Here is a 17,406-nt window from a genome sequence, read left to right on the forward strand (position 1 = left end):
ACCGAAGCTGCGATCCTGCGCTCAGTTCCCCGCCTGGTTGCGGCTGGCGGCACGGAATTCTGACGGCGTGAGGCCGAAGCGCCGCTTGAACTGCCGGTTGAAGGACGAGGCGTTCTGATAGCCCAATCCGTAGGCGATCTCCGATATCGGCGTGGACGTGCCGACCAATGCGTCGACGGCTCTCTCGAACAGCTGGCTGAGTTGCAATTGCTTCGGCGAACGGCCCGTCGTCGCCCGAAACAGGGCGTGGAACTGGCTTTGGCCGAGGCCCGCCATCCGGGCCATCTCCGCCACGCTCGCCGTCTGTGCATCCCCCGCGACGCCGAGGACACGGTGCTCGGACCGCGACCAGGGCCGAGGCCGCCTGCTCGGCTCGACGAGATGCAGCCCTGCCAGCGCCAGGCGGGCGGCATCGCGGGCCCGGCATGCACCAGCTTCGACCTCGGCGCCGAGTTGGCGGAACATCCGCCACAGCCAGGGCTCGATCGGCGTGAGCGACGGGCTCGCATGGCACAACAGGGCCGGCACCGCCTCGCCGGCGAACGCCGCCGTTTCGACGTCGAGGACGAGCATGCTGCAATCCGGACTCGGCACGAAGTCGTGCTCACAGTCCTGCGGGACGATCGCGACGCAATTGCTCGAGACGATTCCGGACCGTCCCTCGATATCCAGCCTCATGGCGCCATGCATCGGCAGCAGGATCTGGCTGAAGTCGTGGCGATGGCGGTCTCCGCCGCAATAGCTTCGGATTTCGAGATGGACCGACATCGCGTCCCCAATCGACATCGCGCGCCCATGCGCCCGGGATCATGCCGATCCATTTGCCGCCAATGACCGCGGGTGATCAAGAGCGGGCCGTTCATTCCCAGAGTCGCTAACAGCCTCTAGCCACCCATCTGCTGGCTTGCGATCCGCTGCAGGAAGATCGCCGCGATCGTCAGGATGAAGCCCACCCACCACAGCGGCGAACGCAGGCTCTTGCCGCTGCCGGGAGCCTCGGGCTCCGCCTTGCCGTTCATGCGCTGGATGATCGGCCAGGCGAAGCAGGCGAAGCCCACGATGCCGAGCCCGAGGGCGATATGTTCGAGGGTGAGGGTCATGGCGCCTCCGGTTCGAGCGTTGGCGCGATGCCCATATATGCCGCGATGCGATGCTTGACCCGCACAGTCAGATCATCAGGCAGACGACCGATATAACGGCGTGCCCGCGCCCGATCGAGCATGCGGGCCTGATCCGTCAGGAGCGCGCCCGAGACCACGCAGCCCGGCGGAATGATAACTTTCGTCGGCCAGAACTGGCGGTTGGAGGTAATTGGGCACACCAGGATTCGACCAGAAATGCGATGCAAGGACTCGTCCGACAGAATCAGGACCGGCCGGCGACCGCCTTGTTCCGAGCCGACGACCGGGTCGAGATCGACCCAATAGACTTCGCCGGGCTCAAAGCGCTTTTCGGCGGGGGTTGTAGTCGTCATAGATAATTTCTGAGCCGACGTCAGGACCCCAATCGAAATCATCCTCTGGCGCGTTCTTCAGCCCGCCAAGTCGCTCGGCCTCGGCGATCATCCACTCCATCGTGACAGGAAAAGGCTCCGGCTTCCCGGCCGAAGCGCCCTCGATCTTGGCCTCATCGAGGTCCGGCGCAAGCTTCACCACCCCGTCATCGACCGAAACGTCGAGCATCATGCCGCTGGTCAAGCCGAGCTGCTTGACCACTGCCTTGGGCAGCCGCACCGCGGTGCTGTTGCCCCATTTCGCGACCTGGACCTTCATCGCCGCCTCCGTTACGGATATCCAATATACCCGATCCGGATATCCGGCAATTCACATCGCGTCCGGGCCACGGCTCATCGCCGCGATGCCGGTGCGCGAGACCTCGGTCAGGCCGACCACCGTCATCAGCTTGATGAAGCGCTCGATCTCGTCGGTCGATCCCGTCAGTTCGAAGACGAAGGAGGTCAGCGAGGCGTCGAGCGTGCGCGCGCCGAAGGCCGCTGCCAGACGCATCGCCTCGACCCGATGCTCGCCCTTGCCGACCACCTTGACCAGAGCAAGCTCGCGCTCCAGCGCCTCGCCCTGCAAGGTCAGGTCGACGACGCGGTGGACCGGCACCAGCCGGTCGAGATGCGCCTTGATCTGGTCGATGATATGGGCCGTGCCCGACGTCACCACCGTGATCCGCGAGATATGCTTGTCGTGCTCGGTCTCCGAAACCGTGAGGCTCTCGATGTTGTAGCCGCGGCCCGAGAACAGGCCCGCGATGCGGGCGAGCACGCCGGGCTCGTTGTCGACGATCACGGCCAGCGTGTGCCGGGCGACGGGCTCGGCCTTGGGGGCGTTGGGATAATGCGTGGCGGAATTGGGCATCGGACAACCTGTGAGCGTCGCGGAAGGAAACAGGGATTAGACGTGGCGGAGATCGACCAGAGCCGGTTCATCGACCTCGTCCTGATCGAGTATCCAGGGTTCGACGAGTGCGGCCTCGAGCCAGTCACGATAAGCCGGATGCGCCAGCACCACGTCGCGGTAATCCTGGCATAGGGAATCCACCGCGATCCCGTAGGTGTCGAGGCGGCTGGCCACTGGCGCGAACATCGCGTCCGCTGCGCAGAACTCGCCATAGAGATAGGGGCCGCCAGCCGGCATGCCGAAACGCTCACGCGCCGTGCGCCACAGCGCGTTGATGCGGGCGACATCCCTGGCGACCGCCGCACCCCGGTCGCGGCTGGCGAAACGCTTGCCGAGATTCATCGGGCAGGTGCTGCGAAGCGCCATGAATCCGGCATGCATTTCGCTGACGGCGGCCCGGGCATGGGCGCGCGCTGCGGTATCGCGCGGCCAGATGCCGTGCGTGGGATAGCTCTCGTGCAGATATTCGAAGATCGCCAGCGTCTCCCAGACGGCGACCTCGCCATCGATCAGCATCGGCATTGTCCCGCCACTGCCGGGCGCATGAGCCAGGATCGCCTCCTTGAACCCTGGCTGGTCGAGTGGGATGAGCACCTCCTCGAAGGCGATGCCCTTGGCACGCATCAACAACCAGGCGCGCAGCGACCAGGACGAATAGCATTTGTTGCCGATGAGGAGCTTCATGCTGCAGCGCTCGCAGACTCTGCCAGCGCGTCGAGCGCCGCCTCGACATGCAGCGCCGTGGTGTCGAACACCGGAATGGCGAAATCGGTTTGGGAGACCAGCAAGGTGATCTCGGTGCAGCCGAGGATGACGCCGTCGGCGCCCTGCCCGACTGCCTCCGCGACGATATCGAGATAGCGCTTCTTGGAGGCAGGCTCGATCACGCCCCGGCACAGCTCCTCATAGATGATGCGGTGGACGTCGCCGCGCTGCGCGACATCCGGGACCATCGCATCGACGCCGAAGGCGCGCAGGCGGTCGCGGTAGAAATCCTGCTCCATGGTGAAGCGTGTCGCCAGCAGCAGCGGCCGCCGCGACGGGCTGCGCTTGATCGCCTTGGCGGTGACGTCGGCCAGATGCAGGAACGGCACGCGCGTCGCCCCGGTGATCCTGTCGGCCAGCTTGTGCATGGTGTTGGTGCACAAGACGATGCAGCCGGCGCCGGCCTGTTCGAGCCGCCTAGCGCTGTCGGCCAGCACATCGCCGGCCGCCTCCCAGTCTCCCCTCGCCTGCATCTCGGCGATCGGCCCGAAATCCAGCGAATGCAGCATGATGTCGGCGGAATGCAGCCCACCCAGGCGCGCACGCACGCCCTCGTTGAGCAGGCGGTAATACACCGCCGTCGATTCCCAGCTCATGCCGCCGATCAGGCCGATTGTCGTCATGCGTTGCTCCACAACGGCAGTAGGCAATGGGCGGTCGGATGCCGCCCATTCCTACTGCCTACTGCCTACTGCCTACTGCCTACTGCCGATTGCCGCTCAAACGAGCTGCTTGCCCTTGGCGTCGATGATGTCGCCGGTGTCGCCTTCGAAATCGGCCAGGATCATCTCGTTATGCGCCTTGCCCGACGGGATCATCGGGAAGCAGTTCTCTTCCTTGGCGACGAGACAGTCGAAGATCACGGGCTTGGGCGTGTCGATCATCTCCATGATCGCGTCATCCAGCGCGGCCGGATCGGAGCAGCGGATGCCGTGCCCGCCATAGGCTTCGGCGAGCTTCACGAAATCGGGCAGCGATTGCGAATAGCTCTCCGAATAGCGCCCGCCATGCAGCAATTCCTGCCACTGGCGCACCATGCCCATGTACTCGTTGTTGAGAATGAAGATCTTGACCGGCAGCCGGTACTGCACCGCCGTCGACATCTCCTGGATGTTCATCAGGATCGAGGCCTCGCCGGCGACGTCGATGACGAGGGCCTTGGGATGCTTCATCTGCACGCCGATCGCCGCCGGCAGGCCGTAGCCCATCGTCCCGAGCCCGCCCGAGGTCATCCAGCGGTTCGGCTCCTGGAAATGGAGATATTGCGCCGCCCACATCTGGTGCTGCCCGACCTCGGTCGTGATGTAGGTATCGCGGTCCTTGGTCAGCGCATGCAGTCGTTCGAGCGCGTATTGCGGCTTGATGATCGAGGACGAATTCTTGTAGGCGAGGCTTTTGCGCGCCCGCCAGCCATCGATCTGCGTCCACCAGGCGGTGAGCGCGGTCTTGTCGATCTGGGGCGAGGTCTCGCGCCAGATCCGGACCATGTCCTCCAGCACATGGGCACAATCGCCGACGATGCCGATATCGACCTTGACGTTCTTGTTGATCGAGGACCGGTCGATATCGACGTGGATCTTCTTCGAACGCGGCGAGAAGGCGTCGAGCCGGCCGGTGATGCGGTCGTCGAAGCGCGCACCGATATTGATCATGACGTCGCAGTCATGCATCGCGAGGTTGGCCTCGTAGGTGCCGTGCATGCCCAGCATGCCGAGCCATTGCCTGTCCGCGGCGGGGTAGGCGCCAAGTCCCATCAATGTCGAGGTGACGGGATAGCCGGTCAGCCGCGCGAGTTCGCGCAGCAGCGCCGAAGCGTGCGGCCCCGAATTGATCACGCCGCCGCCGGTGTAGAACACCGGGCGCTTCGCCTTGGCGATCAGTTCGATCGCAGCCTTGATCTGGTTCAGATCACCCTTGACCGTCGGCCTATAGGTCTTGTGCTGGTTGTCGCGCGGACGGCTATAGGCCCCGGTCGCAAACTGGATGTCCTTCGGGATGTCGATGACGACGGGGCCCGGACGGCCATTGGCAGCGACATAGAAGGCCTCGTGCAGGACGCGCGGCAGGTCCGCGATACTCTTCACCAGGTAGTTGTGCTTGGTGCAGGAGCGCGTGATGCCGACCGTGTCGCATTCCTGGAAGGCGTCGGAGCCGATCAGATGCGTCGGAACCTGGCCGGTGATGACGACGATCGGGATCGAATCCAGCAGCGCGTCGGTCAGCCCGGTGACGGCATTGGTCGCGCCGGGACCGGAGGTGACGAGCACGCAGCCGACCTTGCCCGAAGAGGAACGGGCATAGCCCTCAGCCGCATGGACCGCGCCCTGCTCGTGCCGGACGAGGACATGCTTGACCTTGTCCTGCTGGAACAACGCGTCATAGATCGGCAGCACCGCGCCGCCGGGATAGCCGAACAGATGTTCGACGCCCTGGTCCTGAAGCGCGCGGACGACCATTTCGGCTCCGGTCATCATCTCGCTCATAACGATCTCCTGCGGCAGCTATGTTGAGGTCGGTCGGGGGAAAGCGGGCAATAAAAAAGGCCCTCGGAGGGGCCTGGACGTGCGCTGGCGTCGGGGACGCGCGGTTTGTTAAAACCGGCCCCTACCAGCGCACCCGTACGATAATAAGCTTGCGCATCGCGCTTCCACCTTTTGCAGATATCGCCGGACGCTAGCGGAGGCGTCGCGCCCGGTCAAGCGGCAACGCCAACCGCCTTCCCACAGTCGCGCGAGCAGGCTTTCGCCGCCCCTGCCGCCAACCCCGAAAATCGATTGACCGAAGGGAACACTTTTTCAAGGACGCACTGATAGAGCATTGCGCGGAAAAGTGGGAACCGGTTTTTCGCGTGAGCAATGCTCTAAACTTTTAGAATCGATCACGTTTTTCGCATTCGGACGGAACAGTCCGAATGCGACGTGATCGAGTGCATTGCGCGGAAAAGTGGGAACCGGTTTTTGCGTGAGCAATGCTCTAAACTTTTAGAATCGATCACGTTTTTCGCATTCGGACGAAGCCGTCCGAATGCGACGTGATCTAGCGTCCGCCGACTTGGAACCGGAAACGTTATGTATCAGGAAGTCCACACCGAAAACATCGTGGCGCGAGCCCATGCGAAGGAGATCGCGGAGCTCCTGCACCGCTTCGCGCGGCATGCCCAGGATGAAGGTGGCGCGCCGCATGAAGCGTTCTGCGACGAGGTTCTGCCGAATTTTGGTGAGGATGTGATGGTGCTCGCCCCCACAGAGGACGGCGACTACGCCTATGTCCATTACGGCCGCGAGATCGCGCGCTATGTCGGCGGCAGCCGGCTCGGCGAGCGCATCTCCAGCATGACGCCCCAGGTCGCCCGCTTCACCGCCGCCTGCTACGATCAGGCGCTCAGCGACGGCAAGCCGGCCTATACCGTGCATCGCTCGCTCAAGACGGTTCGAGTCTGCCTGTGGGAGCGGCTGGTGATGCCGACCACGGCGCGCAATGGCGAGCGCTTCCTTGTCGTCTTCAGCCGACCGCTGCAGTTCCACGAGGAGCTTCTCACCACTGTCCTGGAGACCTCGCCCTCGGGCATCGTGGCGCTGCGGGCCATGCGCGACGACCAGGGCGACATCATCCGCACGCTGATCATCACCGCCAATCAACGCGCGGCAGTGATGGCGGGCCGTGGCGACGAGAACCTGCACGATACCGAAGCGCGCGAGAGCCTGCCCTTCCTCGCCGACGCCATGATCTGGCGACGCTGCCTCTACGCTATCGAACTGCGCCGCAGCGACATGATCGAAACCTCCTTCAGCCATGACGGCAAGGTCACCTGGCTGCAGATCGCCATCGCACCGCTCGGCGACGGGCTCGTGATGACGATGACCGACGTCTCCGAATTGATGGTCGCCAACCAGACCCTGCAGAGCCGGGCGGCGACGCTGGCGCTCGAGATCGGCCGCGAACGCGCGACGCGCCGGGCCCTGTCGCAGGAGATCGGCCAGCGCGAGGAGCGCGAGCAGGAATTGCGGCGCCTGGCCGAGACCGACCCGCTGACGGCCCTCTTGAACCGGCGCTCCTTCATCGAGAAGGCCAATGCCGCCATCGCGACCTGCGATGCGAGCGGTGACGACACCTCCCTGATCATCGTCGATCTCGACCATTTCAAGAGCGTCAACGACAGCCACGGCCACGCCGCCGGCGATGCCGTGATCCGCGCCTTCGCCGATCTGCTGCTCGGCACGGTTCGCTCGGACAGCGACCTCGTCGGCCGCTTCGGCGGCGAGGAGTTCGCGGTCTTCCTGCCTCGCGCCAATGCAGCGACGGCGCGGCGCATGGCGCAGCGCATGCAGCACACCCTCGAAACCAAGCGCTTGCCGGTGTCGGAGACGCTGGCCCTGCAGGTTTCGGCGAGCTTCGGCATCGCCACGCGGCAGAAGGGCGAGAATTTCACCGCCTTCATCGAGCGCGCCGACCGCGCGCTCTACCGCGCCAAGAACGACGGCCGCGACTGCATCAGGCTGGCCGAGCCCGCCCTCGTCACCACGGCCGCAGCCGCGGCCTGATCCTCAGGACGCGGCCTCGATCGCCTGCAAGGCGCCATCCAGCGCAGCGCTGGGCGCGACAGCCGTCCATCCCGCCATCTGATGCCGGAACCAGGTGACCTGCCGCTTGGCATAGGCGCGCGTATCGGCCTGCCCACGCGCGATCGCCTCCGCCAGCGAGAGATCGCCGTCGAGATGGGCGATCAGCCCCGGCACGCCATGGGCGCGCATCACCGGCAGCAGCGGGTCGAGCCGGCGCTCGCGCAGGCGCGCGACCTCGTCCAGCGCACCTTCCGCCATCATCGCCTCGAAGCGCCGGTCGATCCGCGCGCGGATCTCCTCGCGCTCCGGCGCCACGAAGAGGCGCAGCAGCGGCAGGCCGTCGAGAGGGCCCGGCCGGCGGTCGCCCTGGAAACTCGCCAGCGAACGCCCCGTCGCCTCCCACACCTCCAACGCCCGCATGGTCCGCATGCGGTCGCTCGGCCGCAACCGTTCGGCCATGGCCGGATCGCGCGCCCGGAGTTCGTCATGCAAGGCTGCCGTCTCCAGCCCCGCGACGCGGGCGCGGAACGCCGCCCGCACGGCCTCCGGCACTGGCGGAATCGCCGAGAACCCTTCGGTCAGCGCCTTGAAATAGAGCCCGGTTCCGCCGACCAGCACCGGTAACGAGCCGGCCTGCCAGAGCTCCGCCAGCAGCGCGCCGGTCTCGGCGGCGTAACGCATCGCCGAATAGTTCTCCGCACCGTCGACATGGCCATAGAGCCGATGCGGCACGGACGCTTCCTCGGCTTGCGTCGGGCGCGCCGTGATGATCCGGAGGTCGGCATAGACCTGCATGGAATCGGCATTGACCACGGTGCCGCCGAAGCGTCGCGCGATCGCCATCGCCAGCGCGGACTTGCCGCTGGCCGTCGGACCTGCGATGAGCACCGCCCTGATCGTCACCCTGCCCGGTCCTTCCTCATGCTCGTCGCCACGCTCGTTTCCGCCCATGGTCAGGCGCTGGTCGATGACAGCCTGCTGAGCCATCTCTCGGCAACCATCTCCGGCCTTACGCGCAGCGCGCGTCTCGACGGCGAGATCGCCGCCGACGTCTTCGCGGAAGCGAACGACGCGCGCAAGTTGGAAGCCGAGATCCGTCTCGCCCTCGCGGGCGCCGCGATCGATATCGTGGTCCAGCCGGAAGCGACGCGGCGCAAGGCGCTGTTCCTCGCCGATATGGATTCGACCATGATCGGTCAGGAGTGCATCGACGAGCTCGCCGCCTATGTCGGCCTCAAGGAGAAGGTCTCCGGCATCACCGAGCGCGCCATGCGCGGTGAAATCGCCTTCGAGCCAGCCCTGCGCGAGCGCGTCGCCTTGCTGAAAGGCGTGCCGCTTTCGGTCGTCGGCGAGATCATTACTGACCGCATCACACTGACGCCGGGCGGATCGGCGCTCGTGCGCACCATGCGCGCCCATGGCGGCTATACCGCGCTGGTCTCGGGCGGCTTCACCGTCTTCACCGGGCCGATCAGCACGATGATCGGCTTCGACGAGCACCGGTCCAATGTCTTGCTTGCGCATGAGGGCGTGCTGACCGGCGAGGTCGCCGACCCGATCCTCGGCAAGCAGGCCAAGCTCGATGCGCTACTGGAATTGCGCGGGCGTCTTGGCCTCGCCCCGGCACAGACGCTCGCCGTTGGAGACGGGGCCAATGACCTTGCCATGCTGGGCGAAGCGGGCCTGGGCGCAGCCTTCCGCGCCAAGCCGGCGGTCGCCGCCGCCGCCCATGCGAGGCTCGACCACGCCGATCTGACGGCGCTGCTCTATGCCCAGGGCTATACTGGCGCAGAGATCGTCAGGTAGCACCTGGCCTCGGAAGCTCCGGAATCTCGACGCATCATCCTGGACAAGCGGCGTAAGCCGCACAGCTCCGGGATCCATCGGAGGGCTCCGGAACTCTACGAAGGATCGCGCGAACTCCGGAACAAAGCTCCCAAATCGACAACACAAAAAAAGGGCGGCCTCGACGGCCGCCCTTTCGCAAATCCATGACGACCAGCGTCAGTTCATCGACACCGCGACGAAGCGGACTTCGCCCTGCGCGTTCGAGACCAGAAGCAAGGCGGACTTCTTGCCGTCCTTCTTCAAGGCATCGAGACGCTTGGTCACGTCCTCAGGCGAGTTCACCGGCTCCTGGCCGACCTCGACGATCAATTCGCCGACCGAGATGCGCTTGTCGGCGGCGTTCGAATTCGGGTCGACCTTGGTGATGATGACGCCCTTCGTGCCTTCCTTGATCGCGTAGCGCTTCTTCAGCTCCTCGGTCTGCGGAGAGAATTCGAGGCCAAGAGCGCTGGTCACGGCAGGCTTGGCCGGTTCGGCCGGCGTGCGTGCCGAGGCGGGCTGGACCTTCTCGCCATCCTCGAGACGGCCAAGCTTGACGGTCTTCACCTCTTCCTTGCCCTTGCGCACGATGCTGACCGGCACATCCTTGCCGACGGGCGTGGCGGCGACGATGCGCGGCAGGTCGCGCGAATCCTTGACCTCCTTGCCGTCGAATTTGACGACCACGTCGCCGATCTCGAGGCCCGCGGGCTTGGCCGGCCCCTTGTCGTCGATGCCGGCGATGAGCGCGCCACGCGCCGTGCCGAGGCCGAGCGCCTCGGCGGTGGCGTCGTCGACGCTCTGGATGCGCACGCCGAGCCAGCCACGGCGCGTCTCGCCGAACTCACGCAACTGCTCGACGACATTGGCCGCGAGCGAGGACGGCACGGCGAATCCGATGCCGACCGAACCGCCCGTCGGCGACAGGATCGCCGTGTTGATGCCGATGACCTCACCCGCCATGTTGAACAGCGGCCCGCCGGAATTGCCCTTGTTGATGGCAGCGTCGGTCTGGATATAGGTGTCGTAGGGTCCCTGGCTGATGTCGCGGTTACGTGCCGAGACGATGCCCGAGGAGACCGAGCCGCCGAGCGCGAACGGATTGCCGATCGCCATCACCGGATCGCCGATGCGCATCGCGTCGGAATCGCCGAACTTGACCGCGGGCAGCGGCTTGTCGTGCTTCACCCGCAGCACGGCGAGATCGACCTTGGCGTCCTTGCCGATGACCTCGGCCTTGAGGCGCAGGCCGCTGGGAAAGATCACCGTGATCTCGTTGGCGTCACCGATGACGTGGTTGTTCGTCACGACGATACCCGACGCATCGATCACGAAGCCCGAGCCCGCCGATTGCGAACGGCGCGGCTGCGGCGCCTGGCGCTCGCCCTGCTGGTTCTGGCCGTCGCGGCCCTGGCCGCGCCGATTGAAGAATTCCTCGAACAGGTCGCCGAAGGGCGTGTCGGGGCCAAGCTGCGGTAATTGCGGCAGGGTGCGGCCCTTGGCGTCTCCCGTCGTCACTGCCGAGATGTTGACCACCGCGGGCATGACCTTGTCGACGAGATCGGCCAGCGAAACCTGGCCGGCCAGCACGGGCGAATTCGCCTGCGCGGGAACCGAAGCGGCGCCCAGCGGCAGCAGAGCCGTGCTGCAGACCAATGCAATCCGGGCGATCCGAAGAGGAGACTGTTTGAATGCCATCAGGGTCCTCATGAGGAGAATGGGCAGGCAATCAGCCTGCCAGAATAGGCCTGAGTAATGAACCTGAAAATACGGCGGAAGCGCGATGCAGCGTGAATCGCCGTGCACGATCGCGTCATTGTGCATCCCGCACGGTCATATCAGGCTCGCGGAGGCCGCCCCACGCTGGAAGCCTTGTGAGAGGCTGGCAAACGCGAAAGTACCAGTCCGGCGCTGAAGACGGTCCACCGGCCGCTTGCAGGCCTTGCCTAGACGCCGCCGCGCACCAGCCAGACCAGGACCACGCCGAGCACGGCGGAGCCTATACCGATCAACCGCATGCGGTCGACCGGCGTCTCGGCTGCACTGCGCAAAGCATCCTTGGCGAGGTTCGGCACCGCCGCGAACAGGATGCCCTCGATGGCGAAAACCAGGCCGAGCGCCGCGATGAAATCCCACATACGCGGCGCCCGGGTTCGAATCAGGGCCGCGCCGGCGCGGCCGGCACGGTGGTGGTTGCACCCGCATCCCGCTGGGCTTGCGGCCCATTGAAGAAGCGGAAGAACGGGGTATCGGGCGAAAGCACCATGCGCGTATCGCCCGGCTTGATGCTGGCCTCATAGGCCTGCATCGAACGATAGAACGCGAAGAACTCCGGATCCTTGCCGAAGGCTTCGGCGAAGACGCGGTTGCGCTCGCCTTCGCCCTCGCCGCGAACCTCGTCCGAACGGCGCTGCGCCTCGGCGACGATCACGGTCGAATCCCTGTCGGCACGCGCCCTGATCTCCTGCGCCTGCTGGGCGCCGAGCGCGCGGGCTTCGGCCGCCTCGCGCTGGCGTTCCGTCTGCATGCGCTGGAACACGGCTTGCGAGTTTGCAGCGGGCAGATCGACGCGGCGCAGGCGCACATCGACGACGGTCATGCCGAAGCGCCCCGCCTCGCGGTTCACATCGTCACGAATACGGCTCATCAATCGCGAACGGTCGGTCCGGACCATGGCGGTGAAGCTCGCCTCAGCCAATACGCTGCGGACATTGCCGTTGACGATCGAGGCCAGCTGCGAGTTGGCGCGCGGGATGCTGTTGACCGCCTGATAGAACTTCAGCGGATCGGAAATCCGGTAGCGCGTGAAGGCATCGACGACGAGCCGCTTCTGGTCCGAGGCGATGATTTCCTGCGACGGCAGGTCCAGATCGAGGATGCGGTTGTCGAGGAAGGTCACCGTCTCGAACGGCGCCGGCAGCTTGAAGTAGAGTCCGGGCGCGGTCGCGATGGTGCGCACCCGCCCGAACTGCAGCACGATGGCCGATTGCGTCTGCTGCACGACGAAAGTGCCGGCATAGAGCAGGACCGCGGCGAGGCCGACGAGGATGAGCGCACCAAGGCGCAGGATCGAACCGTTCATCGGACCGCTCCTCCCTGCTGAGCGCCCGGCGCCGTGCGCCGCTGCTGGAGTTCGTTGAGGGGCAGATAGGGCACGACACCCTGGCTACCATTCTTCTGGTCGATGATGATCTTGTCGGCGCCGCCGAGCACGCGCTCCATCGTCTCGATGAAGAGACGCTCGCGGGTCACCGCCGGGGCATTCTTGTACTGCGCATAGACCGCGTTGAAACGGCTCGCCTGACCCAGCGCTTCGGCCACCGTCTGGTCCTTATAGGCTTCGGCCGACTGGACGAGCTGCGCCGAACGGCCGCGCGCTTCCGGCACGACGCGGTTGGCATAGGTCTGCGCTTCGTTGCGCAGGCGCTCCTGGTCGGCGCGGGCCGCCTGGACGTCGCGGAACGAATCGATGACCTGCTGCGGCGGATCGACCTTCTGCATCTGCACGAGGCGGATCTGGACGCCGGCCTTGTAGGTGTCGAGCGTGTCCTGCATCAGCTGGCGCACCTCGGTCTCGATCGCGCCGCGATCGGTGGTCAGCACCGGCTGGATGTTGCGACGGCCGACGACCTCGCGCATCGCGCTCTCGGCGACGGCCTTCACCGTGCCCGGCGGATCCTGGATGTTGAAGACGTAGTTCTCGGGCGCGACGGGGTCGATCTGCCACTGCACGATGACGTCGACATCGACGATGTTCTCGTCGCCGGTCAGCATCAGGCTCTCTTCGATCACGTCGGTCTGGCGCGAGGTGCGCACCGATTCGACCGTGCGGAAGCCGACCTCGGTGGTGACGACATTGGTCACCTGGGGCTTGATCACGCCGCCGATCGGATAGGGCCAGTTCCAGTTGGCGCCTTCGCCGGTCTTGCCGATATATTTGCCGAAGACGGTATTGAGGCCGACCTCGTTGGGGCGCACGAAATAGACGCCGGTCGCGAGCCAGACCAGCATCAGGACGAGCAGGCCGAGCACGAGACCGCGCCCGCCGACATTGCCGCCGGGAAGCAGATTCTTGAGCCGGTCCTGGCTGCGCCGCAGGATCTCTTCCAGATCGGGCGGCGAACCGCCACCGCTGCCGCCGCCGTTCGAGCCGCCGCCCCAAGGGCCGCCACCGCCACCGCTTCCACCGCGATTGCCCCAGGGTCCGCCCCCGCCGCCACCGCTCCCACTACCGCCGCTCTGGTTGCTCCAAGGCATACTTGCGCCGTTCCCTTACGCTCGTGTCAGGCCGTGCAATAGGCGAATGCCGGCCATTTGTCAGCGCCCTTGCGGGGCCGTGGCGCTGACTTGGGCATGGGACATGGATTCGTCAACGGCGCAAGTCATTCATCGTCAATGGAAAGTCGGCTCATGGCCGGCGGCGAAAGGTCGCGAAGGTGAAAGCGTGCTCATCATCGGGGCCGTGCGGATGCTCCTCGCGCGTGACGACTTCGAACGCAGCGCGATTCCATTCCGGGAAAACCGCATCGCCCTGCGGCGCTGCATGCACGAAGGTCAGTTCGAGCCGGTCGGCGAAAGGCAGGACCTGACCATAGATCTCCGTGCCGCCGCCGATGATGACCGAATGCGCCCCCATCGCGCGGCCCAGGCTCTGGGCAAGCTCAAGCGCTCCTTCAAGCGAATGCGCGACATGCACGCCCTCAGCGCTGAAATGCGCGTCCCGCGTCAGCACGATCGTCTCGCGTCCCGGCAGCGGCTTGCCGATGGAAAGATAAGTCTTGCGCCCCATGATGATCGGGCAACCCGTCGTCAGGCGGCGGAACCGCCGCATGTCGGTCTTCAAGCGCCAGATCAGCTTGTTGTCGTCGCCAATGACATTGTTGTCGGCGATGGCTGCGACAATGACGAAGGGAAGAGCTGGAACGAGGGGAAGCGCTGCCATCGTCTCAGCTCCCCTGCCCCAACCGCGCCAAAGCCTCGCCTTCGAGCCGCTTCACCGTCCACTCGTCCTGCGCCGCGGCTCCGATCGAGCGATAGAACACCCGCGACGGCTCGTTCCAGTTCAGCACCCACCAGGCCAGGCGCGGCAGCGCCTCCTCGACGCAGCGCCTGGCGAGGTGCGCGATCAGCCCCTTGCCGATGCCGCGCCCGCGCTGACCGGGCCGCACATATAGATCCTCCAGCCAGATGCCATGCCGGCCCGAGAAGGTGGAATAGGTGTAGAACCAGACCGTGAAGCCGACCGGCTCGCCCTCCCACTCCGCGATGTCGCAGAATGTGCGCGGATTCGGGCCAAACAGCGCCAAGGCGATGTCGGCCTCCGTCGCCGCGACCTCATGCAGCAGCTTCTCGTATTCGGCCAGTTCCCTGATGAAACCGAGAACGAGGCCGGCCTCGTCTGGACGGGCGGGGCGGATGGTCAAGCTCATGGCAGAAGCCCTGCGACGACGACCGCCGCGTTCATGGAAGCGTGAAATTCTTGGAAGTGTGCAGTTCTTGGAAGTGTGCAGTTCTTGGAAGCGTGCAGTTCTTGGAAGCATGAAGGAGAATCGGCAAGCAGACACCCTCCGATTGTCTCGTGCATAACCCAGAAAAACACCAGCCGGCGGAACCGGCGCGACATGCAGAAGGCCGTCTCATAGGATGCAGCCGTTCAGGCGCTCGCGAGGGCCGGCGTCTCGACGACGCCTTCTGCCTGGCGCCAGGCGAAGCCCAGATGGGCCTGGAGCAGTCGGTTGAGCAGCGGGCCGTCGCGATCGAGGAAGGCCTTCAGGATGTCGGCGTGCTGGTAGGCCGCCGAAGTCCAGTCCTTGATCTGCATGACCGCGAGATAGCGGGTGCGATAGAGCCTGAGGTTCAATTGGCCGTGGATCTCGACCAGCGTCGGATTCCCCGAGCCGGCGACGATGCCGAGATGGAAGGCCTGGTTCGCCTGGAAATAGGCTGAGCGGTCCTTGGCCTCGAACGCCAGCTGCAACAGGCCGGACTGCACCTCGACCTCAGCCACCTGCGCCGGCTGGGCGCTGAGGCAAGCGAGTTCGCCGCCGAGCCCGTCGAGCATGCTGTAGACCTTCAGCATGCCGCGCAAATCCTCGACGCCGGGATTGGCTACGACCGCGCCGCGATTGGGCAGGATGTCGACGAGCCGTTCCGTCGCGAGGATCTGGAGCGCCTCGCGGATCGGCGTGCGCGAGACCCGCAACTGCTCGGAGATCGGCTGTTCGCGGATGCGCTCACCGGGCTTCAGGACGTCATGGATGATCAGATCGCGGATGTGGTTCGCGATCTGCTGCGTCAGAGGCTGGGCCGCCACAGTCAGGGACAGCCTCGGCACGGCGTCGTCGGAGACGGGGCGCTGGCCATCCGGAACGCGGATCAAGCTCATGAAGGTCTCATTTCTGCCGAGCGCCTACCGGCGGCCGCTTATTTACGCTTGCAGGACTACCGCGCCTGCGTATTGTCGACAATATGGAAAATGACTATCCGCGAGATGATTGTCGCCCCCACGACGCCACGCCGCTTGCCAAGCGGTGTCGGCAGAGACCGTGCCGGGCCGATCGTCAGCTTGCGGACGCTATCGCCGACAGCCTCGTTTCACAGATTGCCTGAGTGACGATCGAAGGGGAGAGATGCGCCATGACGACGACAGATGATCGAGACATGACCCCGAAGGCGACGCGCCGGGACTTTCTCGCCACCGCCGCGCTGGCCACGGCTGCAGCGACGATGGGCGGGGCCTCATCGGCGCTCGCAGCCGAGAAGATCACCGTCGCCGACCCGGGCGGCATCTACGGAACGGGCTTCGGCGCCGCCTTCTACAAACCCTTCCAGGCCGAAACCGGCATCGAGATCGTCAATGTCGCCCGCGAGGCGGAGCCGACCAGCCAGATCAAGGCGATCGTCGAGGCGAAATCCTATGTCTGGGACGTGGTGTCGGTGACGCTTTCATCGCGCAAGCTGCTCTCGGACCAGGGGCTGCTCGAGCCGCTGGACTGGAGCGGGCCCGAGATGGATGCGCTCATCCCGGCGGCGCGCCAGCCAGACTGGATGGGCACCAACGTCTTCGCCAGTCTGCTCGCCTATCGCAAGGACACGATGAAGACCGCGCCCAACAGCTGGGCGGATTTCTTCGACGTGAAGAAATTTCCCGGCCGCCGTGCGCTGCCCAAGAGCCCGATCATCGTCCTGGAAGGCGCGCTGCTGGCCGACGGCGTTCCGCTCGACAAGCTCTACCCGCTCGACGTCGACCGCGCCTTCAGGAAACTCGACGAGATCCAGCCGCATGTCAGCGTCTGGTGGGCGAGTTTCGGCCAGACGACCCAGTTGCTGCAGAGCGGCGAGGTCGACATGCTCTACAGCAGCAATGCGCGCATTCAGGCCGCGATCGACAGCGGCGCGCCGGTCCAGCTGATCTGGAACCAGGCGCTCTATGGGCTCGAAGGCTGGGCGATCCCGAAAGGCTCGCCGCGCGCCGCGCTCGCCAAGCGCTTCATCAAATATTGCGCCAACGGCACGCGGCAGGCCGCCTATACCAGCGCCCTCGCCTACGGCCCGACCAACCCTGCGGCCTTCGACAAGATCGCGCCGGAGCGGGCAAAATTCCTGCCGACCGCGCCAGAGAACTTCAAGGGCATGGCCCAGATCAACGACGACTGGTGGGGCGCCAACAAGGACAAGATGTTCGACCGCTTCAACGCCTGGCTGCTGCGCTGACGGCTGGCGGCGCGGTCTCGACCCTGCCGCGGCAGATGTGGAGCGACATGCTGCTCCAGATCAATCCGACGCTGGCAGCCGTCGCTACGATCCTGCTGGTCGTGATGACGCTGCGTCTCTTCGCCGGCGAA

19 protein-coding genes are annotated in these 17,406 nt (G+C 65.5%); 3 read left to right on the forward strand and 16 right to left on the reverse strand.

Annotated elements, in window-relative coordinates; translation table 11 throughout:
- Positions 1-21 precede the first annotated feature (21 nt).
- The 8 genes from BHK69_RS24820 to BHK69_RS24855 all read right to left on the reverse strand — a co-directional run bounded on the left by BHK69_RS24820 (position 22) and on the right by BHK69_RS24855 (position 5,656).
- Positions 22-768 (reverse strand): helix-turn-helix domain-containing protein, encoded by a 747-nt coding sequence (locus BHK69_RS24820; protein WP_069693937.1) that lies wholly within the window; start codon positions 766-768, stop codon positions 22-24.
- 116 nt (positions 769-884) lie between these two features.
- Entirely contained in the window at positions 885-1,100 is a 216-nt protein-coding gene (locus BHK69_RS24825) for a hypothetical protein (protein ID WP_069692441.1), read from the reverse strand.
- Positions 1,097-1,474, reverse strand: coding sequence for a type II toxin-antitoxin system PemK/MazF family toxin (locus tag BHK69_RS24830; RefSeq protein WP_069692442.1), 378 nt, complete (start codon positions 1,472-1,474; stop codon positions 1,097-1,099). The genes BHK69_RS24825 and BHK69_RS24830 overlap by 4 nt, the downstream gene beginning before the upstream one ends.
- On the reverse strand, positions 1,440-1,772 hold the full coding sequence (locus tag BHK69_RS24835; RefSeq protein ID WP_069692443.1) for an AbrB/MazE/SpoVT family DNA-binding domain-containing protein: 333 nt from the start codon (positions 1,770-1,772) through the stop codon (positions 1,440-1,442). The genes BHK69_RS24830 and BHK69_RS24835 overlap by 35 nt, the downstream gene beginning before the upstream one ends.
- 51 nt (positions 1,773-1,823) lie before the next feature.
- A complete protein-coding gene (gene ilvN / locus BHK69_RS24840; protein WP_069692444.1) occupies positions 1,824-2,366 on the reverse strand; it encodes an acetolactate synthase small subunit in 543 nt (180 codons plus the stop codon).
- 36 nt (positions 2,367-2,402) lie between these two features.
- Positions 2,403-3,092, reverse strand: a complete 690-nt coding sequence (locus BHK69_RS24845; RefSeq protein ID WP_069692445.1) for a glutathione S-transferase family protein — start codon at positions 3,090-3,092, stop codon at positions 2,403-2,405.
- Complete coding sequence (locus BHK69_RS24850; RefSeq protein WP_069692446.1) at positions 3,089-3,796, reverse strand: aspartate/glutamate racemase family protein; 708 nt, start codon at positions 3,794-3,796, stop codon at positions 3,089-3,091. Before BHK69_RS24850 ends, BHK69_RS24845 begins: the two co-directional genes overlap by 4 nt.
- A 96-nt stretch (positions 3,797-3,892) precedes the next feature.
- Positions 3,893-5,656 carry an acetolactate synthase 3 large subunit gene (locus BHK69_RS24855; RefSeq protein WP_069692447.1) on the reverse strand — a complete coding sequence of 588 codons (1,764 nt, stop codon included), beginning with the start codon at positions 5,654-5,656 and terminating at the stop codon, positions 3,893-3,895.
- Between the two features lie 585 nt (positions 5,657-6,241).
- On the opposite strand from BHK69_RS24855, the gene BHK69_RS24860 reads away from it, so the two are divergent.
- Positions 6,242-7,714, forward strand: a complete 1,473-nt coding sequence (locus tag BHK69_RS24860) for a GGDEF domain-containing protein (protein WP_069692448.1) — start codon at positions 6,242-6,244, stop codon at positions 7,712-7,714.
- Between the two features lie 3 nt (positions 7,715-7,717).
- Here the strand turns inward: BHK69_RS24860 and miaA are convergent, their stop codons facing one another.
- The gene (gene miaA, locus BHK69_RS24865; RefSeq protein WP_069692449.1) at positions 7,718-8,686 is read right to left on the reverse strand and encodes a tRNA (adenosine(37)-N6)-dimethylallyltransferase MiaA; all 969 of its coding nucleotides are present in this window, start codon (positions 8,684-8,686) and stop codon (positions 7,718-7,720) included.
- On the opposite strand from miaA, the gene serB reads away from it, so the two are divergent.
- A complete protein-coding gene (serB, locus tag BHK69_RS24870) occupies positions 8,657-9,541 on the forward strand; it encodes a phosphoserine phosphatase SerB (RefSeq protein ID WP_069692450.1) in 885 nt (294 codons plus the stop codon). The genes miaA and serB overlap by 30 nt on opposite strands.
- 198 nt (positions 9,542-9,739) lie before the next feature.
- On the opposite strand, the gene BHK69_RS24875 is transcribed toward serB, so the two are convergent.
- The 7 genes from BHK69_RS24875 to BHK69_RS24905 all read right to left on the reverse strand — a co-directional run bounded on the left by BHK69_RS24875 (position 9,740) and on the right by BHK69_RS24905 (position 15,947).
- Entirely contained in the window at positions 9,740-11,260 is a 1,521-nt protein-coding gene (locus BHK69_RS24875; RefSeq protein ID WP_244548312.1) for a Do family serine endopeptidase, read from the reverse strand.
- Between the two features lie 248 nt (positions 11,261-11,508).
- On the reverse strand, positions 11,509-11,700 hold the full coding sequence (locus tag BHK69_RS24880; protein ID WP_069692451.1) for a DUF2065 domain-containing protein: 192 nt from the start codon (positions 11,698-11,700) through the stop codon (positions 11,509-11,511).
- Positions 11,701-11,720: 20 nt separating this feature from the next.
- Positions 11,721-12,644 (reverse strand): protease modulator HflC, encoded by a 924-nt coding sequence (gene hflC, locus BHK69_RS24885; RefSeq protein WP_069692452.1) that lies wholly within the window; start codon positions 12,642-12,644, stop codon positions 11,721-11,723.
- Complete coding sequence (gene hflK / locus BHK69_RS24890; RefSeq protein ID WP_069692453.1) at positions 12,641-13,819, reverse strand: FtsH protease activity modulator HflK; 1,179 nt, start codon at positions 13,817-13,819, stop codon at positions 12,641-12,643. Before hflK ends, hflC begins: the two co-directional genes overlap by 4 nt.
- 151 nt (positions 13,820-13,970) lie before the next feature.
- The gene (locus tag BHK69_RS24895) at positions 13,971-14,504 is read right to left on the reverse strand and encodes a dihydrofolate reductase (protein ID WP_069692454.1); all 534 of its coding nucleotides are present in this window, start codon (positions 14,502-14,504) and stop codon (positions 13,971-13,973) included.
- Between the two features lie 4 nt (positions 14,505-14,508).
- A complete protein-coding gene (locus BHK69_RS24900) occupies positions 14,509-14,991 on the reverse strand; it encodes a GNAT family N-acetyltransferase (RefSeq protein ID WP_069692455.1) in 483 nt (160 codons plus the stop codon).
- A 224-nt stretch (positions 14,992-15,215) separates the two neighbouring features.
- Positions 15,216-15,947, reverse strand: coding sequence for a GntR family transcriptional regulator (locus tag BHK69_RS24905; RefSeq protein ID WP_083269660.1), 732 nt, complete (start codon positions 15,945-15,947; stop codon positions 15,216-15,218).
- A 251-nt stretch (positions 15,948-16,198) separates the two neighbouring features.
- On the opposite strand from BHK69_RS24905, the gene BHK69_RS24910 reads away from it, so the two are divergent.
- Positions 16,199-17,275, forward strand: a complete 1,077-nt coding sequence (locus tag BHK69_RS24910) for an ABC transporter substrate-binding protein (RefSeq protein WP_069692456.1) — start codon at positions 16,199-16,201, stop codon at positions 17,273-17,275.
- The last annotated feature ends 131 nt before the right edge of the window (positions 17,276-17,406 follow it).

The sequence above is a fragment of the Bosea vaviloviae genome (assembly GCF_001741865.1).
Lineage (GTDB): Bacteria > Pseudomonadota > Alphaproteobacteria > Rhizobiales > Beijerinckiaceae > Allobosea > Allobosea vaviloviae.